Annotated in this window: 13 protein-coding genes; 6 read left to right on the top strand and 7 right to left on the bottom strand. The window is 71.7% G+C overall.

Annotated features, from left to right (window positions below; genetic code table 11):
* Positions 1-1,506: a bifunctional phosphatase PAP2/diacylglycerol kinase family protein gene (locus tag KDB89_RS01165; RefSeq protein ID WP_219082738.1), complete on the top strand. Its 1,506-nt coding sequence runs from the start codon at positions 1-3 to the stop codon at positions 1,504-1,506.
* On the opposite strand, the gene KDB89_RS01160 is transcribed toward KDB89_RS01165, so the two are convergent.
* The gene (locus tag KDB89_RS01160; protein ID WP_219082736.1) at positions 1,499-2,965 is read right to left on the bottom strand and encodes a carboxypeptidase regulatory-like domain-containing protein; all 1,467 of its coding nucleotides are present in this window, start codon (positions 2,963-2,965) and stop codon (positions 1,499-1,501) included. The genes KDB89_RS01165 and KDB89_RS01160 overlap by 8 nt on opposite strands.
* 947 nt (positions 2,966-3,912) lie before the next feature.
* Positions 3,913-4,833, bottom strand: a complete 921-nt coding sequence (gene pheA, locus KDB89_RS01155; protein ID WP_255556092.1) for a prephenate dehydratase — start codon at positions 4,831-4,833, stop codon at positions 3,913-3,915.
* A gap of 90 nt (positions 4,834-4,923) precedes the next feature.
* Between pheA and KDB89_RS01150 the strand changes: the two genes are divergently transcribed.
* Positions 4,924-6,201: a S8 family serine peptidase gene (locus tag KDB89_RS01150; RefSeq protein WP_219082731.1), complete on the top strand. Its 1,278-nt coding sequence runs from the start codon at positions 4,924-4,926 to the stop codon at positions 6,199-6,201.
* Here the strand turns inward: KDB89_RS01150 and eccCa are convergent, their stop codons facing one another.
* The gene (gene eccCa, locus KDB89_RS01145; RefSeq protein WP_219082729.1) at positions 6,202-10,332 is read right to left on the bottom strand and encodes a type VII secretion protein EccCa; all 4,131 of its coding nucleotides are present in this window, start codon (positions 10,330-10,332) and stop codon (positions 6,202-6,204) included.
* A 110-nt stretch (positions 10,333-10,442) separates the two neighbouring features.
* On the opposite strand from eccCa, the gene eccD reads away from it, so the two are divergent.
* Positions 10,443-11,867: a type VII secretion integral membrane protein EccD gene (gene eccD / locus KDB89_RS01140; RefSeq protein ID WP_219082727.1), complete on the top strand. Its 1,425-nt coding sequence runs from the start codon at positions 10,443-10,445 to the stop codon at positions 11,865-11,867.
* Here eccD and KDB89_RS01135 read toward each other — a convergent pair.
* The gene (locus KDB89_RS01135; protein ID WP_219082726.1) at positions 11,864-12,517 is read right to left on the bottom strand and encodes a hypothetical protein; all 654 of its coding nucleotides are present in this window, start codon (positions 12,515-12,517) and stop codon (positions 11,864-11,866) included. The genes eccD and KDB89_RS01135 overlap by 4 nt on opposite strands.
* A complete protein-coding gene (eccE, locus tag KDB89_RS01130; RefSeq protein WP_219082724.1) occupies positions 12,514-13,692 on the bottom strand; it encodes a type VII secretion protein EccE in 1,179 nt (392 codons plus the stop codon). The genes KDB89_RS01135 and eccE overlap by 4 nt, the downstream gene beginning before the upstream one ends.
* Positions 13,693-13,846: 154 nt before the next feature.
* Here eccE and eccB point away from each other — a divergent pair, with 154 nt between their 5' ends.
* From eccB to KDB89_RS01115, 3 genes are all read left to right on the top strand, one after another.
* Positions 13,847-15,244, top strand: a complete 1,398-nt coding sequence (gene eccB / locus KDB89_RS01125; protein ID WP_219082722.1) for a type VII secretion protein EccB — start codon at positions 13,847-13,849, stop codon at positions 15,242-15,244.
* Positions 15,245-15,386: 142 nt separating this feature from the next.
* Positions 15,387-15,695, top strand: a complete 309-nt coding sequence (locus tag KDB89_RS01120) for a WXG100 family type VII secretion target (RefSeq protein WP_219082721.1) — start codon at positions 15,387-15,389, stop codon at positions 15,693-15,695.
* A 28-nt stretch (positions 15,696-15,723) separates the two neighbouring features.
* Positions 15,724-16,014, top strand: coding sequence for a WXG100 family type VII secretion target (locus KDB89_RS01115; protein WP_219082718.1), 291 nt, complete (start codon positions 15,724-15,726; stop codon positions 16,012-16,014).
* A 168-nt stretch (positions 16,015-16,182) separates the two neighbouring features.
* Here the strand turns inward: KDB89_RS01115 and KDB89_RS01110 are convergent, their stop codons facing one another.
* Together KDB89_RS01110 and KDB89_RS01105 are read right to left on the bottom strand one after the other, a co-directional pair.
* Complete coding sequence (locus tag KDB89_RS01110; RefSeq protein ID WP_219082716.1) at positions 16,183-17,082, bottom strand: EamA family transporter; 900 nt, start codon at positions 17,080-17,082, stop codon at positions 16,183-16,185.
* 61 nt (positions 17,083-17,143) lie between these two features.
* On the bottom strand, positions 17,144-17,998 hold the full coding sequence (locus tag KDB89_RS01105; RefSeq protein ID WP_369408091.1) for a DNA-formamidopyrimidine glycosylase family protein: 855 nt from the start codon (positions 17,996-17,998) through the stop codon (positions 17,144-17,146).
* Positions 17,999-18,035 lie beyond the last annotated feature (37 nt).

Raw genomic sequence — 18,035 nt, 5'->3', positions numbered from 1 at the left:
ATGACAAGGGGCTGGGCCTGGCGCATCCTGGTCGCCGCGGCGCTCGGCGCCGCGCTGGCCGCCATGTCCCGCTGGGTCCCGACCTGGCTCGACGGCTGGTGGCCGTGGCCGCCGCTGCCCGAGGGCTCGGCCTGGGGCCGGGTCGCCGAGGCCTTCGCCTGGGCGACGAACCCGGTCGTGCCGACGCTGGCCCTGCTCCTGGTGGCCCTGTGGGCGGGCCGACGGCGCCTCCTCCGGCTTGCCGCCCGGCTCGTGACCTCGTCGCTGCTGTCGCTGTCGATCGTGACGGTCCTGAAGGTGCTGGTCGGGCGCGAGCGGCCGAGCACCCCGTGGCTCGGCGTCCTGACGTCGGACGCGTCGTTCCCCTCCGGCCACGCGGCCGCGGCGACGGTCCTGGCCTGCGGGCTCATCGCCCTGGCCCGCGAGGCGCGCTGGCCGCCCCGACGTTCGCGGTGGTGGGCCGCGGCATGGATGGCGTTCGCGGTGCTGGTCGGGGTGGCCCGACTGCTGCTGCGGGTGCACCACCTCAGCGACGTGGTGGCCGGCGTCCTCGTCGGGATCTTCGCGCACGCGCTCGCGGCCGCCTTCGCGCACACGCCCGCGCGGCCTGCACTGCCTGGGAGGCGGTACGCGGTGGTCAGCAATCCCGTCCGGGTGCGCAACGCAGGGCTGCTGCGCCGCGTCGTGGAGGCGGAGGCCGGAGCCCGGGGCTGGAGCCTGGTCGGCTGGCACACCACGACGGTGGAGGAGCCGGGCGCGGCAGCCTGCGAGGCGGCGCTGGCAGCCGGAGCCGAGCTGGTGCTGGTGGTCGGCGGAGACGGGACGCAACGGGCGGCCTGCTCCGCGATCGCGCACTCCCCCGCGACGCTCGGCCTGGTCCCGCACGGCTCCGGCGACCTGCTCGCGCGCGCCCTCCGCGTGCCGCGTGACCTGCCGACGGCGGTGCGCGCCGCCCTCGAAGGCACGCCGACCCCCGTCGACCTGCTGCGCGTCGAACTCGACGGTCGCACGGAGGTCTCCGCGGTCATGGTGGGGGTAGGCGCCGACGCTGCGGTGCTCCGCGACACCAGCGAGACGTGGAAGCGGCGCGTCGGGCCGTACGCCTACCTGGCCGCCGGCGCGCGGCACATCGCGGCTCGGCCGGTGCCGACGCGCGTGGTGGTCGATGGGGAGGAGATCCTCGACGGGGCCGCGTCGCTGGTCGAGATCGGCAACGTCGCGGACCTGCACCAGGGAATCACATTGCTGCCGGGCGCGACACCCTTCGACGGGGTCGTCGATGTCCTGACGGCCTCCCCCGATGGGGTGGGGGACGTCGCGCGGATGATCGCCGGGGTGCTGGCCGGGCGGACGTCGGACCGGCAGCTGACAAGGGATCGGGGTCGCGCCGTCGAGGTCACGTCGGCCGCCCCGGTGCCATGCCAGATCGACGGCGAGCTGATGGGCGACGTGTCGTCGCTCAGGGTCGCCGTCGATCCTGGGGCGGTGCGGGTGTCGCTCAGCTGATCTTCGCGGTGGCCTTCGACGTCTTCGACACCGTGGTGTAGCCGGACTTCGTGTAGGTCACCTTCACCTTGATCGTGCGGCCCTTGTCCGCCGAGACCAGCTTGTAGGTCGACTTGGTGGCCTTCGAGATCTTCGAGCCGCCGCGGTACCACTGGTAGGTCACCTTGCCGCCCGACGGCTTCCAGGTGCCGGCCTTGGCCGTCACCGTCTTCCCCACCTTGGTGGTGCCGGAGATCTTCGGCGTCGGGGTCGAGGTGAGCGTGCCGGCCTTGACCTTGGCGGTCGCCTTCGACGTCTTCGCCACGGCTGTGTAGCCGGACCTGGAGCCCGTCACCTTGACCGTCAGCGTCTTGTTGAGCTGGGTCGCCGTGGGCGTGAACGTCGACTTCGTCGCCCCGGAGATGGCCTTGCCCGACGCGTACCAGCGGTAGGTCAGCGAGGTGCCGCTGGTCCAGCTGCCCGCCTTGGCGGTCAGCTTGACGCCCACCTTGGCCGTGCCGGAGATGGTCGGGGTGGCCGTCTTCAGAGTGCCCGCCGCGACCGGCTTCGTTGCCGCGGAGGTCTTCGTCACAGAGGTGTAGCCCGACTTCGTGCCGGTGACCTTGACCGTCAGCGTCTTGCCGAGATCGGAGGCGATGGGCGTATAGGTCGACGTCTTGCCGACGACGGTGGTCCCGCGCAGCCACTCGTAGGCGAACGCGGTTCCGCTCGTCCAGGAGCCTGGCGCGACCGTCAGCTTCTGACCCACCTGCGGGGTGGTGTCCGAGATGGTGGGCGTCGACGCGGTCAACGTGGGCTCTTCGGTGGGTGCGGTCGTCTCCGGCTCACTCGGGGTCTCGGTCGGGGCGGGCACGACGGTCGTGGTGATCGTGACGTCGGTCACGATGGTGCCGTCCTCGGGGATCTCCGCGGAGAGCTCTCCGACGGGGACGTCATCGACCAGGATGCTGACAACGTAGGACCCGAGCGGCAGGTTGACGAGGGAGAAGGTTCCGTCGTCAGCCGAGTACGTGTAGCGGTCCACCCCGTCGAGCTGTACATACGCCCCCGCGACCGGCATGCCTCCGATGTCGACGACGGTCCCCGAGATACTCGAGCCGGTGCTGACGATGGTGTCGAAGTCCAGGTGACCGAGGCCGTCGGGGCCGACCACAACGGGATCGGCGTCGTCCTGCGTCGGCTGGCCGGCGTAGTAGGTCTGGATGCCGGCGCCCGGCGCCATCAGCCCGAACGTGTAGGTGCCCTCGGGAATGTTGGCATCCCACGGCGTGATGCCCGAGCCGATGGTGATGTGTCTTTCCTCGGCATAGTCATTGCCCACGCCGTTGATCATCACGATCGCCCTGGTCTCGGGGAGGGCCCCATCGACCTCAATCGCGCCCGACACCTTCACTGTTCCGGCCGCGGCCGAGAACGTGACGCCGACGAATACGAGAGCGAATGCTGCGATGAGCGCCATCAGCGCCCCGCCTGTTCGCCGTCCATTGCGATGGACTTCCCCCATGGCCGCCTCCCCCAAAGCAGTGCAGTGTCAGGGCCGACGGAACTGGCGACCCGGACGAGACGAAGCGTAGGGGATCGGCGCCCGACAAGCACCCTTTATCCGAAATCCAGTGGTGACGCGGATCTCGGCTTCTTCGCCTCGCTCCGTCGCCTCACCCACACCAAGACCCTTCGCTTCGCTCAGGGCACCTCGACAAGCTCGGCGACCCGGTTCGTTGAGCCTGTCGAAACGCCCTGAGCGAAGCGAAGGGTCCCACCCCAGCCCACGCCTCGCTTCGCTCGGCGCCCCTCGAAGGGGCCTGTGCTGAGCCTGTCGAAGTGCTCAGGGAACCGGCCAACCTCAAGGACCCGGGAACAACAATGCCCATACCGGGAGCGCTGACCGTATGCGCCAGCGCCCACGACATGGGCATCGTTATGCACGCCACCCCCAGAGTCGGGAGCCGGCATGCACGGAGCCCGCCTCGCTCCGCTCGGCGCCCTTCGACAGGCACAGGGAACCGGGGCTGAGCTTAGGGAACCGGTTCGTTGAGCCTGTCGAAACGCCCTGAGCGCAGCGAAGGGTCCCACCCCAGCCCACGCCTCGCTCCGCTCGGCGCCCTTCGACGGGGCCTGTGCTGAGCTTGTCGAAGTGCTCAGGGAACCGGTTCGTTGAGCCTGTCGAAACGCCCTGAGCGCAGCGAAGGGTCCCACCCCAGCCCACGCCTCGCTCCGCTCGGCGCCCTTCGACGAGCTCAGGGAACCGGTTCGTTGAGCCTGTCGAAACGCCCTGAGCGCAGCGAAGGGTCCCACCCCAGCCCACGCCTCGCTCCGCTCGACGCCCTTCGACGAGCTCAGGGAACCGGGGTCGGCTCGGCGCCCTTCGACGAGCTCAGGGAACCGCGACAGGCTCAGGGAACCGGGTCAATCCCTGGTGGCGGTCTCGCGGTCGAGGCCCTGGACCCACGACGAGGCCTCGTCGAACTCCGTGTCGCTGAACCCGATGCCGATCGACGGGCGGACCTTGTCAGCGCGCGGGTAGGAGCCGAGGAAGTGCACGGTGGGGCAGATCCGGTGCAGCCCCTCGAGTGCCTCGGCCATCCGCCGGTCGTGCGCGTGGCCCTCGGCGTCGATGGAGAAGCAGTACGAGCCGAGCGTGGTCTTGGTCGGGCGCGACTCGATCCGGCTCAGGTTCACGCCGCGGACGGCGAACTGCTGCAGGATCTCGAGCAGCGCGCCGGAGTGGTCCTCGCGCATGTAGGCGACCAGCGTCGTCTTGTCGGCCCCGGTGCGACCCGGCAGCGGTCCCGGCCGCCCGACGAGCACGAACCGCGTGACGGCGCCGGGGTTGTCCTCGATCTGGTAGGCCAGCTCCGTCAGGCCGTAGAGCCGGCCGGCGACGCGGGCGCTGACGGCCGCGTCGTAGTGGGAGTCCGGCCGGGAGACCTCGGCCGCGGCGCCCGCCGTCGAGCCGGCCTCGGTGATGTTCGCGTTCGGCAGGTGGGTGGCGAGCCACTCGCGACACTGGGCCGCCGCGTGGCCGTGCGTCAGCACCTGCCGGATGTCCTCGAGTTCCAGCTCCTCGCGGGCGTACAGTCCGAACTCGACGGGGATGACGATCTCGCCGATGATCGCGAGCGGGGAACCGGCGATGAGCTCGTCGAGAGTCGCGGACACCCCGCCCTCGACCGAGTTCTCGATCGGCACGACGGCGGCGCGGACCTCCCCGGCCCGCACCGCATCAAGCGCGGCGCGGACGCTGGGGTACGCGATGGCCTCGTCGTTGCTGACCGTCCGCAGCGCCTGGTGGGTGAAGGTCCCCTTGGGTCCGAAGTATCCGAGCACGCCCCCAGTCTGGCCCATCCGGCGCGCCCTCGCCCACGCACCGCCGATCCGTCCACGGCGCTCCCCCGTCCCACTACCCTGGCTGCCGTGATGCAGTGGATGAGGTCGGGCGTGGCGGCAGCCGTCGCGGTGCTGCTCACCTGCGTGCTGCCCGCCGCCCCGGCGCTGGCCGACGACGACCTGGTCCCCCTCGACCAGGGACTCTGCCGGACCGCCCAGCCCACGCCCGCGGCCGATCTGGTCAACGCCTGGCAGCTGCAGCGTCTCGACATGGAGTCGGTCTGGGAACTCGCGACGGGCAGGGGCGTGCGCGTCGCCGTGATCGACACCGGCGTCGCGTCCGACGACTCGGGCTACTGGTCCCGCACCCGCATCACGACCTACGACCTCCTCTCCGGAGAGGGCACCGACGACGACGGCCGCTACGACTGCGACCACGGCACCGCCGTCGCCTCTCTGCTGGCCGCCGGCCACGCGGAGGATGGGTCCGCGGTCAACGAGGCCACCAACTTCGCGGGCATCTCCCCCGGAGCGACGGTGCTCGCGTACCGGGCGCTGCGCTGGTCCACGCCGCAGGATGACCTCCCCGACGACGAGCAGGACGACCTCTCCGCGACGGTGCGCGCCGTCCGGCAGGCCATCGCCGACGGTGCCGACGTGATCAACCTGTCGCAGGTCGTCGGCGCATCCTCCCCAGGCCTCGCCGACTACCGCGCGGCGATCGCCGACGCCATCGAGGCCGGCATCGTCGTGGTCGCCGCGGCCGGCAATGCGGACCAGGCCGCGGCCATCGGCGGCGAGGCCTATCCGGCGTCGCTCCCCGGCGTGATCTCCGTGGGGGCCTCGGACGCGGCCGACGCCGGTGACCAGCTGACCTACCCGAGCGACACGGTCGCGGTCGGCGCCCCGGGACGCGGGCTGCTCGCGCTCGCGCCGTCGTCCGGCGATGACTCCTCCGACCAGGCCTTCACCGGCGACGCGACCGGCACGTCGTTCGCGACCGCGCTCGTCTCCGGTGTCGTCGCGCTGATGATCCAGTACGAGCGAGACGTGCACGGCGCGACGCTCACGCCCGCCGAGGTGCGCGCCCGGCTGATCGCCACCGCGGATCCGCCGGCCTCCAGCGTGCCGGACCCGTTGATCGGCCACGGGATCGTCAACCCGCTGCGCGCGCTCACGGGGGCCACGCCCGCATCCCTCACGCCGACCGAGCCGGGCGCGTCGGCAGAGGCCGTGATCACACCGGAACAGCGCGAGGACCGTACCCTTCCCGTCGCCGCTCTGCTGGTGGCGGGCGGGGCACTGGCGCTTGTCCTGCTCGGCGTCGTGGCCGCGGTCACGATCCCCCGTGCGACCCGCCACGGCTGATCAGGCGCGTGGGGGCACCTTCGCCGTCTGGACGAGCCCCGTGAACGCCCGGGTGACGAGCGTGCCGCGGCCTGCGGGCATCGGCGCGCCCTTGACGTCGCCGTACAGGTTGCCCTCCTCGCGGTTGCCGCTCAGCACCAGCGCCGGATTGACCGACTCCTTCATCCGCGAGATCAGCGGGTCGCCGAACACCGCCCGCCCCGCGCCGCCGAACGAGCGGGCGAGGATGATGTGCAGGCCGATGTCGCCGGCCTGGTTGACCAGGTCCGCGAACACGGCCATCGGGTTGCCCGACGGGGCGGCGACCAGGTCGTAGTCGTCGACGACCAGGAACACCTCGGCGCCCGTCCACCAGGACCGGTCCCGCAGCTGCTGCTGCGTGACGTCCGGCCCCGGCAGGCGCGCGCGCACGGCCTCGGCCGTCTGCTGCAGCATCGGCGTCGCGGCCGCCGCGGACGGGTAGTAGCCGATCAGGTGCTCCGACTCGACCTCGCCGAGCAGCGACCGCCGGTAGTCGACGATCATGACCTTGGCCTCGCTGGCCGTGAACCGGGTGGTGATGCCTCGCAGGAACAGCCGCAGCAGGTTCGACTTGCCCGACTCGGGGCCGCCGATCGCGACCAGGTGCGGGTCGGCCATCGGGTCGAACCAGACAGGGGCGATCTCCAGCTCGTCGACGGCGAACGGGATCCGCCGGTCGGGGCCGGGCGTGATGGCCGGCAGCGCCGACATCTCCAGGTCTTCGGGCAGCAGCCTGACCTCCGCGGCGCGTGGGCCCTTCCATGCCCCGTTGACGGCGGCGATGAAGTTGCGCTGGCCGGCGGAGACGTCGTCGACCCCCGTGACGGAGTCGACCCGCGGCAGGCCGATGAGCGCGTGGAGTGCCCCGCCGGTCAGCCCGCGGCCGGGTCGCGCGACGGGCACGCCGGCCTGCGCGTGTCGGTCGATCGTCGAGTCGAACGGGTCGCCGAGCTTGAGCTCGATCCGCGACTGGAGCGCGTCGAGTGTCGCGGCCCGGATCTCGGAGGGCCTGGCCGCCGAGACGAACACGTGGATGCCATAACCGAGGCCGCCGTTCGCCAGCGCCTGCACCTGCGGCTCCAGGGTCTCGAACTCCGTCTTGAGGGTCGCCCAGCCGTCGATCACCAGGAAGACGTCGGTCGGGAACCGGTCGGCCGGGACCGACCCGTCGCGGCGCGCCTGGCGGTAGGTGGTCATCGAGTCGATGCCCAGGTCGGCGAACTGGCGCTCGCGGGCGGCGCGCAGCGATGTCAGCTCCGCAACGGTACGTCGCACGCGGTCGACGTCGAGGCGGCCGGTCACCGCACCGATGTGCGCGAGGCGCCGCATCGAGGTGAGTGCCCCGCCGCCGAAGTCGAGTACGTAGAACCCGACCTCCTGCGGCGTGTGGGTCAGCGCGAGGCCCGCGATGGTGGCGCGCAGGGCCATCGACTTGCCCGACTGCGGCCCGCCGACCACCGCCAGGTTGCCGCCTGAGCCGGAGAAATCGATCCACCACGGGTCACGACGCTGCTGCCGCGGCCGGTCGATGAGTCCCACCGGGGCGCGGAGCCTCCCCTGCCGTGAGGGGTCGGCGACCTGCAGACCCCGTCCCTCGACGTCGGCGAGCCCGCCGAGCAGCTGGTCCATCGTCGGAGGCAGGTCCAGCGGCGGGAGCCACACCCTCCGGGCAGGGCGCCCGTGCCCCCTGAGCCGGCCCACCGCGATGCCCAGCAACGTCTCGGCGTCGTCGTCCTTGGGTTCGTTGAGCTTCCCCGGTTCCCCGAGCTTGTCGAGGGGCGCCGAGCGCAGCGAGGCGTCTGGGCCGAGGTCCGACCCTTCGACAAGCTCAGGGCGTTTCGACAAGCTCAACGACCCGGGACCCGAGCTCGACGACCCGGGGAGGTCGTTGGGAGGCGTCACCGGCGCGACGTAGTCCGTGCCGAACTCCAGGACGGGGGGCATCCACCCCCTCGTCAGAGGCGCGTCGAGGTCGTCGGCGCGCTGGTCGTCGCCACGGCCGAGGGCCGACGGATCGTGCCAGGGGCCGGAGACGTAGGCGGCCTTGAACCTCGTCAGGCCGGTGGTGTCGAACTTGAGGTAGCCGTTGCCGGGCGGGGTCGGCAGCTCGTAGGCGTCCGGGACTCCGATGACGGCGCGCGACTCCGACGGCGAGAAGGTCCGCAGGGCGATGCGGTAGGACAGGAACGTGTCGAGGCCACGCAGCCGGTTCTCCTCCAGGCGCTGCGACGCGAGCAGCTGGTGGACGGCGATCGACCGGCCGACGCGCCCGATCTGCACGAAGAGGTCGATGAACTCGGGCCTGGCCGTCAGTAGCTCCGAGAACTCGTCGACGATGATCACAAGGCTCGGCATCGGCTCGAGGTCGGCGCCGGCCCGGCGGGCAGCCTCATAGTCGTCGCGGTTCTTGAAGTTGCCCGCGGAGCGGAGCACCTCCATGCGGCGGTCGAGCTCGCCGCCGATCGCGTCGGACATCCGCTCGACGAGGCTCAGCTCGTCGGCCAGGTTGGTGATGACGGCGGAGACGTGCGGCAGGTCCTCCAACCCGAGGAACGTGGCGCCGCCCTTGAAGTCGACGAGGATGAAGTTGAGCTGCTCGGTGGAGTGCGTCATGGCGAGCCCGAGCACCAGCGTGCGCAGCAGCTCCGACTTGCCGGAGCCGGTGGCGCCGATGCAGATGCCGTGTGGACCCATGCCACCCTGGGCCGACTCCTTGAGGTCGAGCTCGACGGGGCTGCCGTCGTCGGCTGTGCCGATCGGGATGCGGAGCTGCTGGCGCAGCGGTCGGGGGCGCCAGGCGACGCGCGGGTCGAGCGTCAGCGGGTCGCCGGCGCCGAGCAGCGTCGGGAAGTCGCGGACGGGCTCGAGTCCGGAGTCGCCGGCCGCGACGTCGCCGTCCTGCGCGTCGGGCAGCCGGTAGGCGGCCATGGCGCGGGCCAGCATCTCGCAGTACACGGCGGGCACGCGGTCGGGTCGCCCGAACGGGGTTCGGGCGTGCGCCGCCTCCTTGGTGCTGCGGTGCAGGACGATCGCGTCGGGCGTGACCTCGAGCACCGCGGCCCCCGGCTCGAGAGTCCGCGGCACGTCCCGCTCGCCGGTGACGTCCAGGGTCACGACGTGCGTGGCCGGCGTCAGGAACTGCCGCGACGCGACGCCGGGAACCTGATCCGTGACGATCACGCGCAGTGATGGCTGCTCCTCCGCCCCCTGCGCCGAGACCGCGAGCTGCGACAGCTCGGTGGCGCCCGTGGCGAACATGCGCAGCGGGCCGAGGGCGTCGGCATCGACGGGGTGGCGGAGGTGGGGCAGCCACTTGACCCACTCCCACGCGGCCTGCCGGCCGGGAGCCGCGGCGACCATCAGCGCGACGTCGCCCGGTGCATGCCAGGTGACGAGCTGCGCGACCATCGCGAACGCGACGCGCCGGCAGGCCTCCTCGTCGCCCACCAGCGAGACGGTGTGGAAGCCGCGCAGGTCGACGGCGAGCGGGACCGACGGGATCACGCGGTGGGTCCGGACGAAGCGGCGCAGGGCGCCGGTGGTGAGCGGCTCGAGGTCCTCGACGGGTTGCGCCTCCGGAGGGGTGATCCGGCGGGCAGACTGCTGGCCACCCACCGACAGCCGCACGGAGCCGAAGTCCTCGTCGGCTGGCCTGCGCTCCCACATCCTTGGGCCGCCGACGACGGTCCAGAGCGAGTCGGGGGCGGGGTGCCGGAACGCGACGCTGGCCCGCTGCTCGTCGGCCGTCTTCATGAAGGCCCGCCGGGTCTGGGCCAGGTAACGGAAGTAGTCGCGGCGGTTGGCGTCAAGCTGCGCGGACTGGTCGTCGTTCTGCCTGCCGGTCTGGGACAGCATCATCCCGATCATCGAGACGGCGTACAGGCCCCCGATCACGCCGCGCAGCGTCCCGGACCCGCCGAGCCCGCCGCCCATGAACATCAGGCCCATCGCCAGCCCGCCCGCCACCATGGGCAGCATCCGCAGCGCATTCCCGAAGGGCTTCGACGGGGAGGGCGGTGGGATCTCGGGCGGCGACTCCAGGAGGAGATCGCCCCGCGGCATCGGCGGCGGCGTCACCCGACCGGGTCGATGAAACGTGATGAGCCCCATCCGCACCACCCTTTCTGCTGGATGCCAAACGTATAGGAACCGGCGGCCGCCGATGCACGATGCGGATCGTGTCCACCGCACGCGCCGCCCGGGACGTTAGGGTTACCGACGTGAGTAGCACCGACGATCTGGCTCGCGTCACCATCATCTCCAGCAGCCGCCGGGTGGACCTGGCCCTGCCGGGCAGTGTGACGCTCGGTGAGCAGCTGCCCAGCATCCTGCGGTTCACCGGCATGGAGGCAAACTCGCCCACCGACGCGGTGCACACGTGGGTCCTCCAGCGCCTGGGAGTCGACCCCTTCGACCTCTTCGTGCCAGTCTCCGAACTGCATCTGCGCGACGGTGAGACGCTCTACCTGCGGCACAGGGAGGACGCGATGCCGGACGCCGCGTTCGACGACGTCGTCGACGCCGTGGCCAGCGCGACCACCACCCGCCCGTCGTGGGCGGCGCGCCACTCACAGCGCCTCGCTCTCGCCGTCACGATGTGCCTCCTCATCGGACTCCCGTTGCTGGTGCTGCTGGCCCAACCCGCCGTCGACCCCGACCTGGCCCGTGTCGACCCGTCGGTGCGGATCCCGTTCATCCTGGCGGTCGCGGCAGCCGGGTTCCTGGGCTTCGCCGCCTGCATCGGTGCCGTCGCGCTGGCACGAGCGGCGCGGGCGACCCAGACCGCGACGGCACTCGCGTGGTCGAGTTGCGCGCTGGCCGGAATCGCGGGCTGGTTCGTCGCCGAGCCGTTCGCCGACGTGGTCCCGCTGGCGGTGCGCGTGATCCTTGCGGCGTCGTTGATCCTGGTGGCCGCCACGGCCTGCGCCCTGGGCGCGCGGGTCAGCGTCATGGCCCTGTGCGCGGTGGCCCTGACCGCGGTCCTCGTCGTCGTCACGGCCGCGGCGATGCTGCTGTGGCCCGGGCATGACGTCGCCGTCGCGGCCATCACCATGACCGCCATGGCGTTCGTGACGACCGCGCTGCCGTCGCTCAGCTACCGGGTGGCCGGCATCGCGCTGCCCAACCTGCCCGTGACGACCGAGGCGATGCTGGCCGACGAGACGCCCGTGCAGCCGGACATCGTCGGCCGGGCGATCCTGGCCGACAAGCTGTTGGCGGCACTGCTCGCCGCGGCGTCCGCGACGGCCGTGCTGGCGAGCCTGCTCGTGCTGACGCAGTCGTCGCTCTGGTCGACGCTGCTGGTGGTCTGCATCGCCGTGGCCTTCCTGCTGCGCGCGAGGGCCTTCGTCGGCTTCAGCCAGCGGCTCTCACTGCTGCTCGGCGGCGGCGTGACGCTGGCGACGGCCCTCCTCGCGGTGGGCATCGCGGCCGCGGGGTCGCTGACGGGGATGGGCGTGGTGCTGCTGCTCTGCCTGGCGCTGACCTACGGGTTCGCGCACTACTCGGCCGCCACGTACAGCCGGATCCTGTCGCCGTCGTGGGGACGCTGGGGCGATGTGCTGGAGTGGGTCGCGATCATCGGCATCGTGCCCTGCCTGCTCGGCGTGATGAACCTCTACGCGTACTTCGGGACGCTGTTCTAGCCGCCGAACAGCAGCCGGTACTCCTCGGCGGACGGGACAACGGTCACGGTCGCCACGCGCCGAAACGTCGCCAACGCGACCTCGGAGGCACCGATGTCCGCGGCGGTTCGCACCTGCCCGGACGTCAACGCGTAGGCGCGGCGCAACTGCTCCGCCGCGCGCGACTCCAGCGGTGCGATCAGAGCGGCGTCGCTGGCACGGAGCATCGCGACGGCCGCCGAGGCTCCGGGGTCGCCGACCGCGAGCACCGACTGCCACGCCCCCAGGCGTCGGGTGGCGGGGACGGCCTCCACCTCGTCGACGATGAGGCTCGGCCGGTAGGGACGCCCGCGTCCGGGCAGGGCATCGGCGTCGTGCAGCACGTCGACGGTGCCGCCCGCGGCCCGCACCGCGTCGGCCAACGTGAGCCAGCGTCGGTGGTCGGCGGCGATGACGGACAGGTGGGCGCCGAGGCACACGGCCCGGAACGCGACGAGCCAGATCTGGAACTCGGGTAGGGAGGCGAAGATCCGGGTCGGCTGGGGCCTGAACAGGCTGAGCGTCATCGGCTGACCCGTGGGGCCGACGCCGAGCAGAAGTCCCGACGGGCCGGTCGACATGCGCCGCACCGTGCCAGGCGTCACCTGGTCGGTGAACGTGATCTCGGTCATCGCAGCTCATTTCGTCCGAGCGGCACGGTGGCGACGAGACCGGGCACCTGGACCCCGCCCGGCCGCCCCGTCCGCAGACCGGTGGGAAGTCCGGCCGCCAGCGCGTCGCCGGCGCGGGCCGCCTCGTCACGGTCGGGGGCGACGAGCCGGAGCGCGCCGCGTGGGCGATCATCCGGCGTGATGGTCAGAGAGGTGACGACGACCATGGCCGGCAGCCCGGCTGACACGTCCAGCAGTTGCTGGTAGGCGGCGCTCGGGTCGACCGTCAGCCCCTCGACCGCACGGGACTGGTGCACGAGCCCGTCCCCCGCCCAGACGTCCCAGGCCTCGCGGCTGCGCGGAGAGGCACCCGCGTCGTCGGCGAGGGTGGTGAGCGCAAGGGCCTCGGCGATGCCGTCGGTATCCAGCGGGCGCGTCGCCACGCCACCACGCTTGAGGAGTGCCTGGGCGCGGTGCAGCCCGAACCGGAGGGTCGCGAACACGCCGACCTCCCCGGAGCCTCGACGCTCGACCGCCTCGAGACAGAGCCGGGGGTCGAGCCTCAGCGCGATCCAGGTTCTCCGGACTGCGGGCGGCGTCGCGTCCGCGACGATCCCCCGGTAGGCGTCCAGCGCCGGCGAACCCGCCGGCAGCATGGCGCCCGATGGCGCGGGGACGGTGAACGTGACGACCTGGATGCCGGCGAACAGGACATCGTCCTGGCTGGTCAGGGCCGCGAGGCCGGCGAGATCGAGCAGCGCCCCGCCGTCGGCGAAGAGAGCATCATCCGCGGTCACCTCCAACACGCCGGTCCAGGCACCGCCGTCGGCGACCACGCCGATCTCGGTGTCGTGCGCATCACGGATCTGCGTGAGCGCGAGCCGCGGGAGCCACTGGGCCAGCGGCACCAGCTCCGGTGCCTGCTCCGGGGCCACGACGACCAGTCGCTTCCGGCGTCGGAAGGCGCGCCGGATGCGGAGCGAGGCCGGCAGCGCGCGCCCGTTGACGGGCAGGCTCAGCACCAGCGCGACCAGCAGCACCGCGCCCGCCGCGACGATCGACCACCATCGCCCCTGCCCGACGAGCACCACGAGGGCCACGGCCACGACCTGCCAGGCGACGACCATCAGCCTGAGCCGTGCGGCCCCGGCCCGCCGCGGGGTTCTCGAGCGTGCGGCATGGGTGCTGAGCAGCATCCGCCCTCCGTCCTGGGTCGGCGCCCGGCCGGCGCCACGTCGGGCCCACTCTAGGAGTTCCGCGGGGCAGGCGTCGACGGTTCCGGCTGAGGCGGCACGGGCGCCCGTCCGACGGCTAGAGTGTCGCCGAACCGCACCCGAGACCAGGATGGCCATGGCGACGCGCAAGGACCTGCTGAAGGCTCAGTCCTTCACGTCGCGCCGCATGATCGCGGCCTTCGTCGACCGCGACCCCGACAACCCGACCCCTCCGCTGCGTCGCGTGGGGGTTGCGACGTTCGTCTCGGTCCTCCTCGGCGTGGTGCTGCTCGCCGGCACGGCGCTGTTCGGCATGCTCCGCGGCAGCCTGACCACCGACGACTGGACCAGCGAGGACAACGTCATCCTGTCCGACACCACCTCAGGAATGCTCTTCGTCTACCGTGACAACCTGCTGTACCCGATGGCCGACGTCGCCTCTGCCCGGCTGCTGGCCGGCGGAGCCGAGGCGACCGGAACGCCTCGGGTCATCGAGGTGACGACCGAGGCGCTGCGTGGCATCGCGCAGCAGCCCGAGGTCGGGATCGAGGGCGCCCCCCGTCAGCTGCCCGCTGTCGCCGATCTCGAGTCCTACCCGGTGCGGCTGTGCTCGACGGCGCCGTCGGGCCGGGGCCGTTACCTCACGCTCGAGTTCGGCTCGGACCAGGGCGGCACCCGCGACTTCGCGTTCGTCGCGAGAGCCTCCGACAAGACCGAGTACCTCGTGGCCGGCGGCCGCACGCATGAGCTCTACAGCCGGCCCGGCGAGTCCTCAGGCCTGGCCCAGAACCTGCCCGTCGTCGAGCCGGGCGACTCCTGGATCACCGCGCTGCCCACGGGCCAGCCGATCAACCCGATCGAGATCGACGGCTACGGCGAGCCCGCCCACAACAGCCCCCGGGGCCTGCGCGTCGGGCAGATGGCCGTCGTCGCGGGCACCGACAGCGCACCGTCGCGCTACTACGTGCAGCTCGACGCCGGTCTCGCCGCCATCGCCTACCTCGACATGAAGCTCGTCCAGCAGCAGCAGGGCGACGACTCCCCGCCGGTGGAGATCAGCGACGCAGAGCTGGCCCCCTTCAAGGACCCGGACGTCGAGTCGGTGTCCTCCGACGACATCCCCATGTTCGAGTTGGAGGGCCCGACCGGCTACAACTCGCTCGAGGACGCCTCCGTCTGCGCCGTCTTCTCGGGCGACGACCCGTCACGCGCCTCCCTGAGCGTCGGCCAGACGACGCCGGACATTCCGGCAACCCAGGGACGCCCCAGCGGGGCCTACGTGGATGTCGTCTCCATCCCGACGCTGGGCGGCGCGCTCCTGCGCAACTCGGAGTCCCTCGGCGACGACGGCGCTGCCACCCTCCTGCTGGACGGCCGCTCGTACGGCATCCCGACGATGGCCTCCCGACGTGCACTCGGGTACGGCGGAGTCACGCCGACATCGGTGCCGTCCGGCCTGCTGAAACTGCTGCCGCCGGCCCTGCCCGCGGGGGTCTCGCTGGACGTGAGCTTCGTCACGGGCGTCGGCGAGTGACACGACTCTGACCGGCTAGGTACGGCTACTTGTTTCCCTGAAACGGGGTGGCGGGTGACCCTGAACCGTTCTAATCTCGTGCCCGAGGCGGGGCCCAGGTGCACCCGACATTCATCAGACGACCGTCGAAGGGACAGCGAGAATGGCAGACAAGTCCGTAGACCGGGCAGCGATGCAGAAGGCATCGCAGCAGATCGAGGCAAAGCACCAGCAGATCCATCAGCTGCAGACCCGCCTTCAGGGCCAGATGACCGACCTGTCCTCCCGGTGGCATGGAAACGCCTCCACGACGTTCCAGCAGGGCTACCGCCAGTTCGACACGGAGTTCGAGAAGGTCAAGCAGGGCCTGGACAAGATCCACACCTCGCTCGTCGAGACTCTCCGCGAATACGGCCAGCGCGAGGACGAGAACCAGGCCACCGCAAACCAGATCGCCGGCCTCATCGGCTGACCAGCAGACGAAAAGACACGGGAGAATCATGAGCGACTCAACCATCTACTCCGTCTCCGGACTCCAGGAGGGCATCGCGAACCTCTCCGCGGCCCACAAGGAGCTCACCTCGCTGCTCGAGGAACTCAAGGGGGAGCTTTCCGTCTCCCTCGGCGCGTGGGAGGACAACGCCCGCAACGCCTACCAGGAGGTCCAGCGTTCGTGGGACGCCTCGGCCGCCAGGCAGCAGGACATCGTGCAGCGCATGCCCGTGCTGCTGGGCAACATCGCCGACGGGTACAACAGCACCGAGGCGCGCAACGCAGGCATCTGGGGCTGACCTTCCCCAGACGGGTCTGCCCGGCCAGCTGGTCTCCCCCACCCGGTTCCCCCCATCCGGGTACGACCGCCCCGCTGGACAGGCCTGACAACTGAATAGCCGGGGCCATTGCCCCGGCACCGACTTCGGAGGGTCCGGCGCTCGTCGGGCCCTCCGTCGCGTCCGGGGTCAGGTCGTCGGGTCGACGGGGCCGACGCCCTCCTGGGAGGAGCCCGACAGTGTCGTCGCGACCGAGGCTGCCAGGACCGCCACCATCGCCGGGATCTGCACGACGCTGAGATGCTGCCCGAGCAGGAGCCAGCCGAAGATGCCCGCCACCACGGGCTCGAGGCTGAGGAGCACGCCGAACACGCGGGCCGGGAGGCGTCGCAGCGCCGCGAGCTCGAGCGAGTACGGGATCACCGACGACAGCAGAGCGACGCCGACGAGCGACAGCAGCAGGACCGGCTGGTCGGCGAGCCGGCCGACGCTCGGCGCGGCCAGCGGAACCATGAGGGATCCGCCCACCAGCATCGCGATCGCCAGCGGCGCCTGCCCCTTGACCTCGGCCGCGACGGACTTGCCCGCCAGGATGTAGGCGGCCCAGAACCCGGCCGAGATGAACGCGAACAGCACCCCGACGGGGTCGAGCCCGCCGCCGGACGCGCTGGTCTCCGGGCTCTTCGAGAAGCCGAGGACGGCGACGGCCCCCGCCGCGACCAGCACCCAGGCGATGTCCCGCGCCCGCCGCGACAGCACGGCGGCAAGGACGAGCGGGCCGAGGAACTCGATCGTGACGGCGATGGCGAGCGGGATCCGGTCGATCGCCGCGTAGAAGGTGCCGTTCATGCCACCAAGGGTGACGCCGTAGAGCACGACGCGGCGCCACTGGCCCCGCGACCAGGCGCGCAGGGGCGGCCGGGTCAGCATCACGAGGATCGCCGAGGCCAGCAGCAGCCGGACGGCGGTCGTGAGCCAGGAGCCGACCTCGCCCATCACGGGCACCGCGATCGCGGCGCCGATCTGCAGCGACGTGCAGGAGCCGAGCACCATGGCGACTGCCCTGCCCTGCCCCGAGTCCCTGTTCACCCCGGCATTTTGGGGCCCGGGGGTCGGCGTGTCCATCGGGCGCCGGGGTTGCCCACGCCCGCTACTTCAGGAGCTTGGACATCCGGCGGTCGGCAAGTGGTTTGCCACCGGTCTGGCAGCCGGGGCAGTACTGGAGCGACGAGTCCGCGAAGGAGACCTCTGCGATGGTCGCGCCGCACTCGTCGCACGTCTCGCCGGCGCGGCCGTGCACGCGCATCGACGCGCGTTTGGCGTCCTTGAGGTCCGTCAGCGGCAGGCCTGCGGCCGCGTCGACGGCACCACGGAGCACGGTGCGCATGGCCTCGTAGAGAGCCGCGCCGCCCGCCTCGTCGAGACTGTCTGCGGGCTTGAAGGGGCTGAGTCTCGCGGCGTGCAGGATCTCGTCGGAGTAGGCGTTGCCGATCCCGGCGAGCCGCTTCTGGTCGCGAAGCACGCCCTTGAGCTGCGAGCGCCCCGCGTCGGCCAGGACGGCGCGGAACGAGTCGAGGGTGAAGTCGTCGGCGAGCGGGTCGGGGCCGAGGGCCGCGATGCCGGGGACCTCGGCCGGGTCGGTCACGACATAGACGGCCAGGTGCTTCTGGGTGCCGGCCTCGGTCAGGGAGAAGCCGGAGTCGTCGTCGAGGACGATGCGCAGGGCAAGGCCGGACTTCCCGGGCCGGGCGGGGACCTTCGGCGCGACGTCGTGCCAGGTGACCCAGCCGGCGCGTGCGAGATGGAAGATCAGGTGCACGCCCTGAGCGTCGACGTCGATGAACTTCCCATGCCGTGTCACGCGGTCGATCTCGAGCCCGGCGAGCGCCTCCAGCCCGATCCGGAACGTCTTCAGGGCGGAGAAGGACACCAGGTGGCCGGACGCGATGACACGTCCGCGGAGCTTGTCGTCGAGGGCGGACGCTACGGCCGCGACCTCCGGCATCTCGGGCACGGGGCCTCCCTTCGATGGGCTGGTGCCA

The organism is Tessaracoccus palaemonis, from assembly GCF_019316905.1.
GTDB lineage: Bacteria > Actinomycetota > Actinomycetes > Propionibacteriales > Propionibacteriaceae > Arachnia > Arachnia palaemonis.
This window is presented reverse-complemented; position numbering and strand designations above follow the sequence as displayed.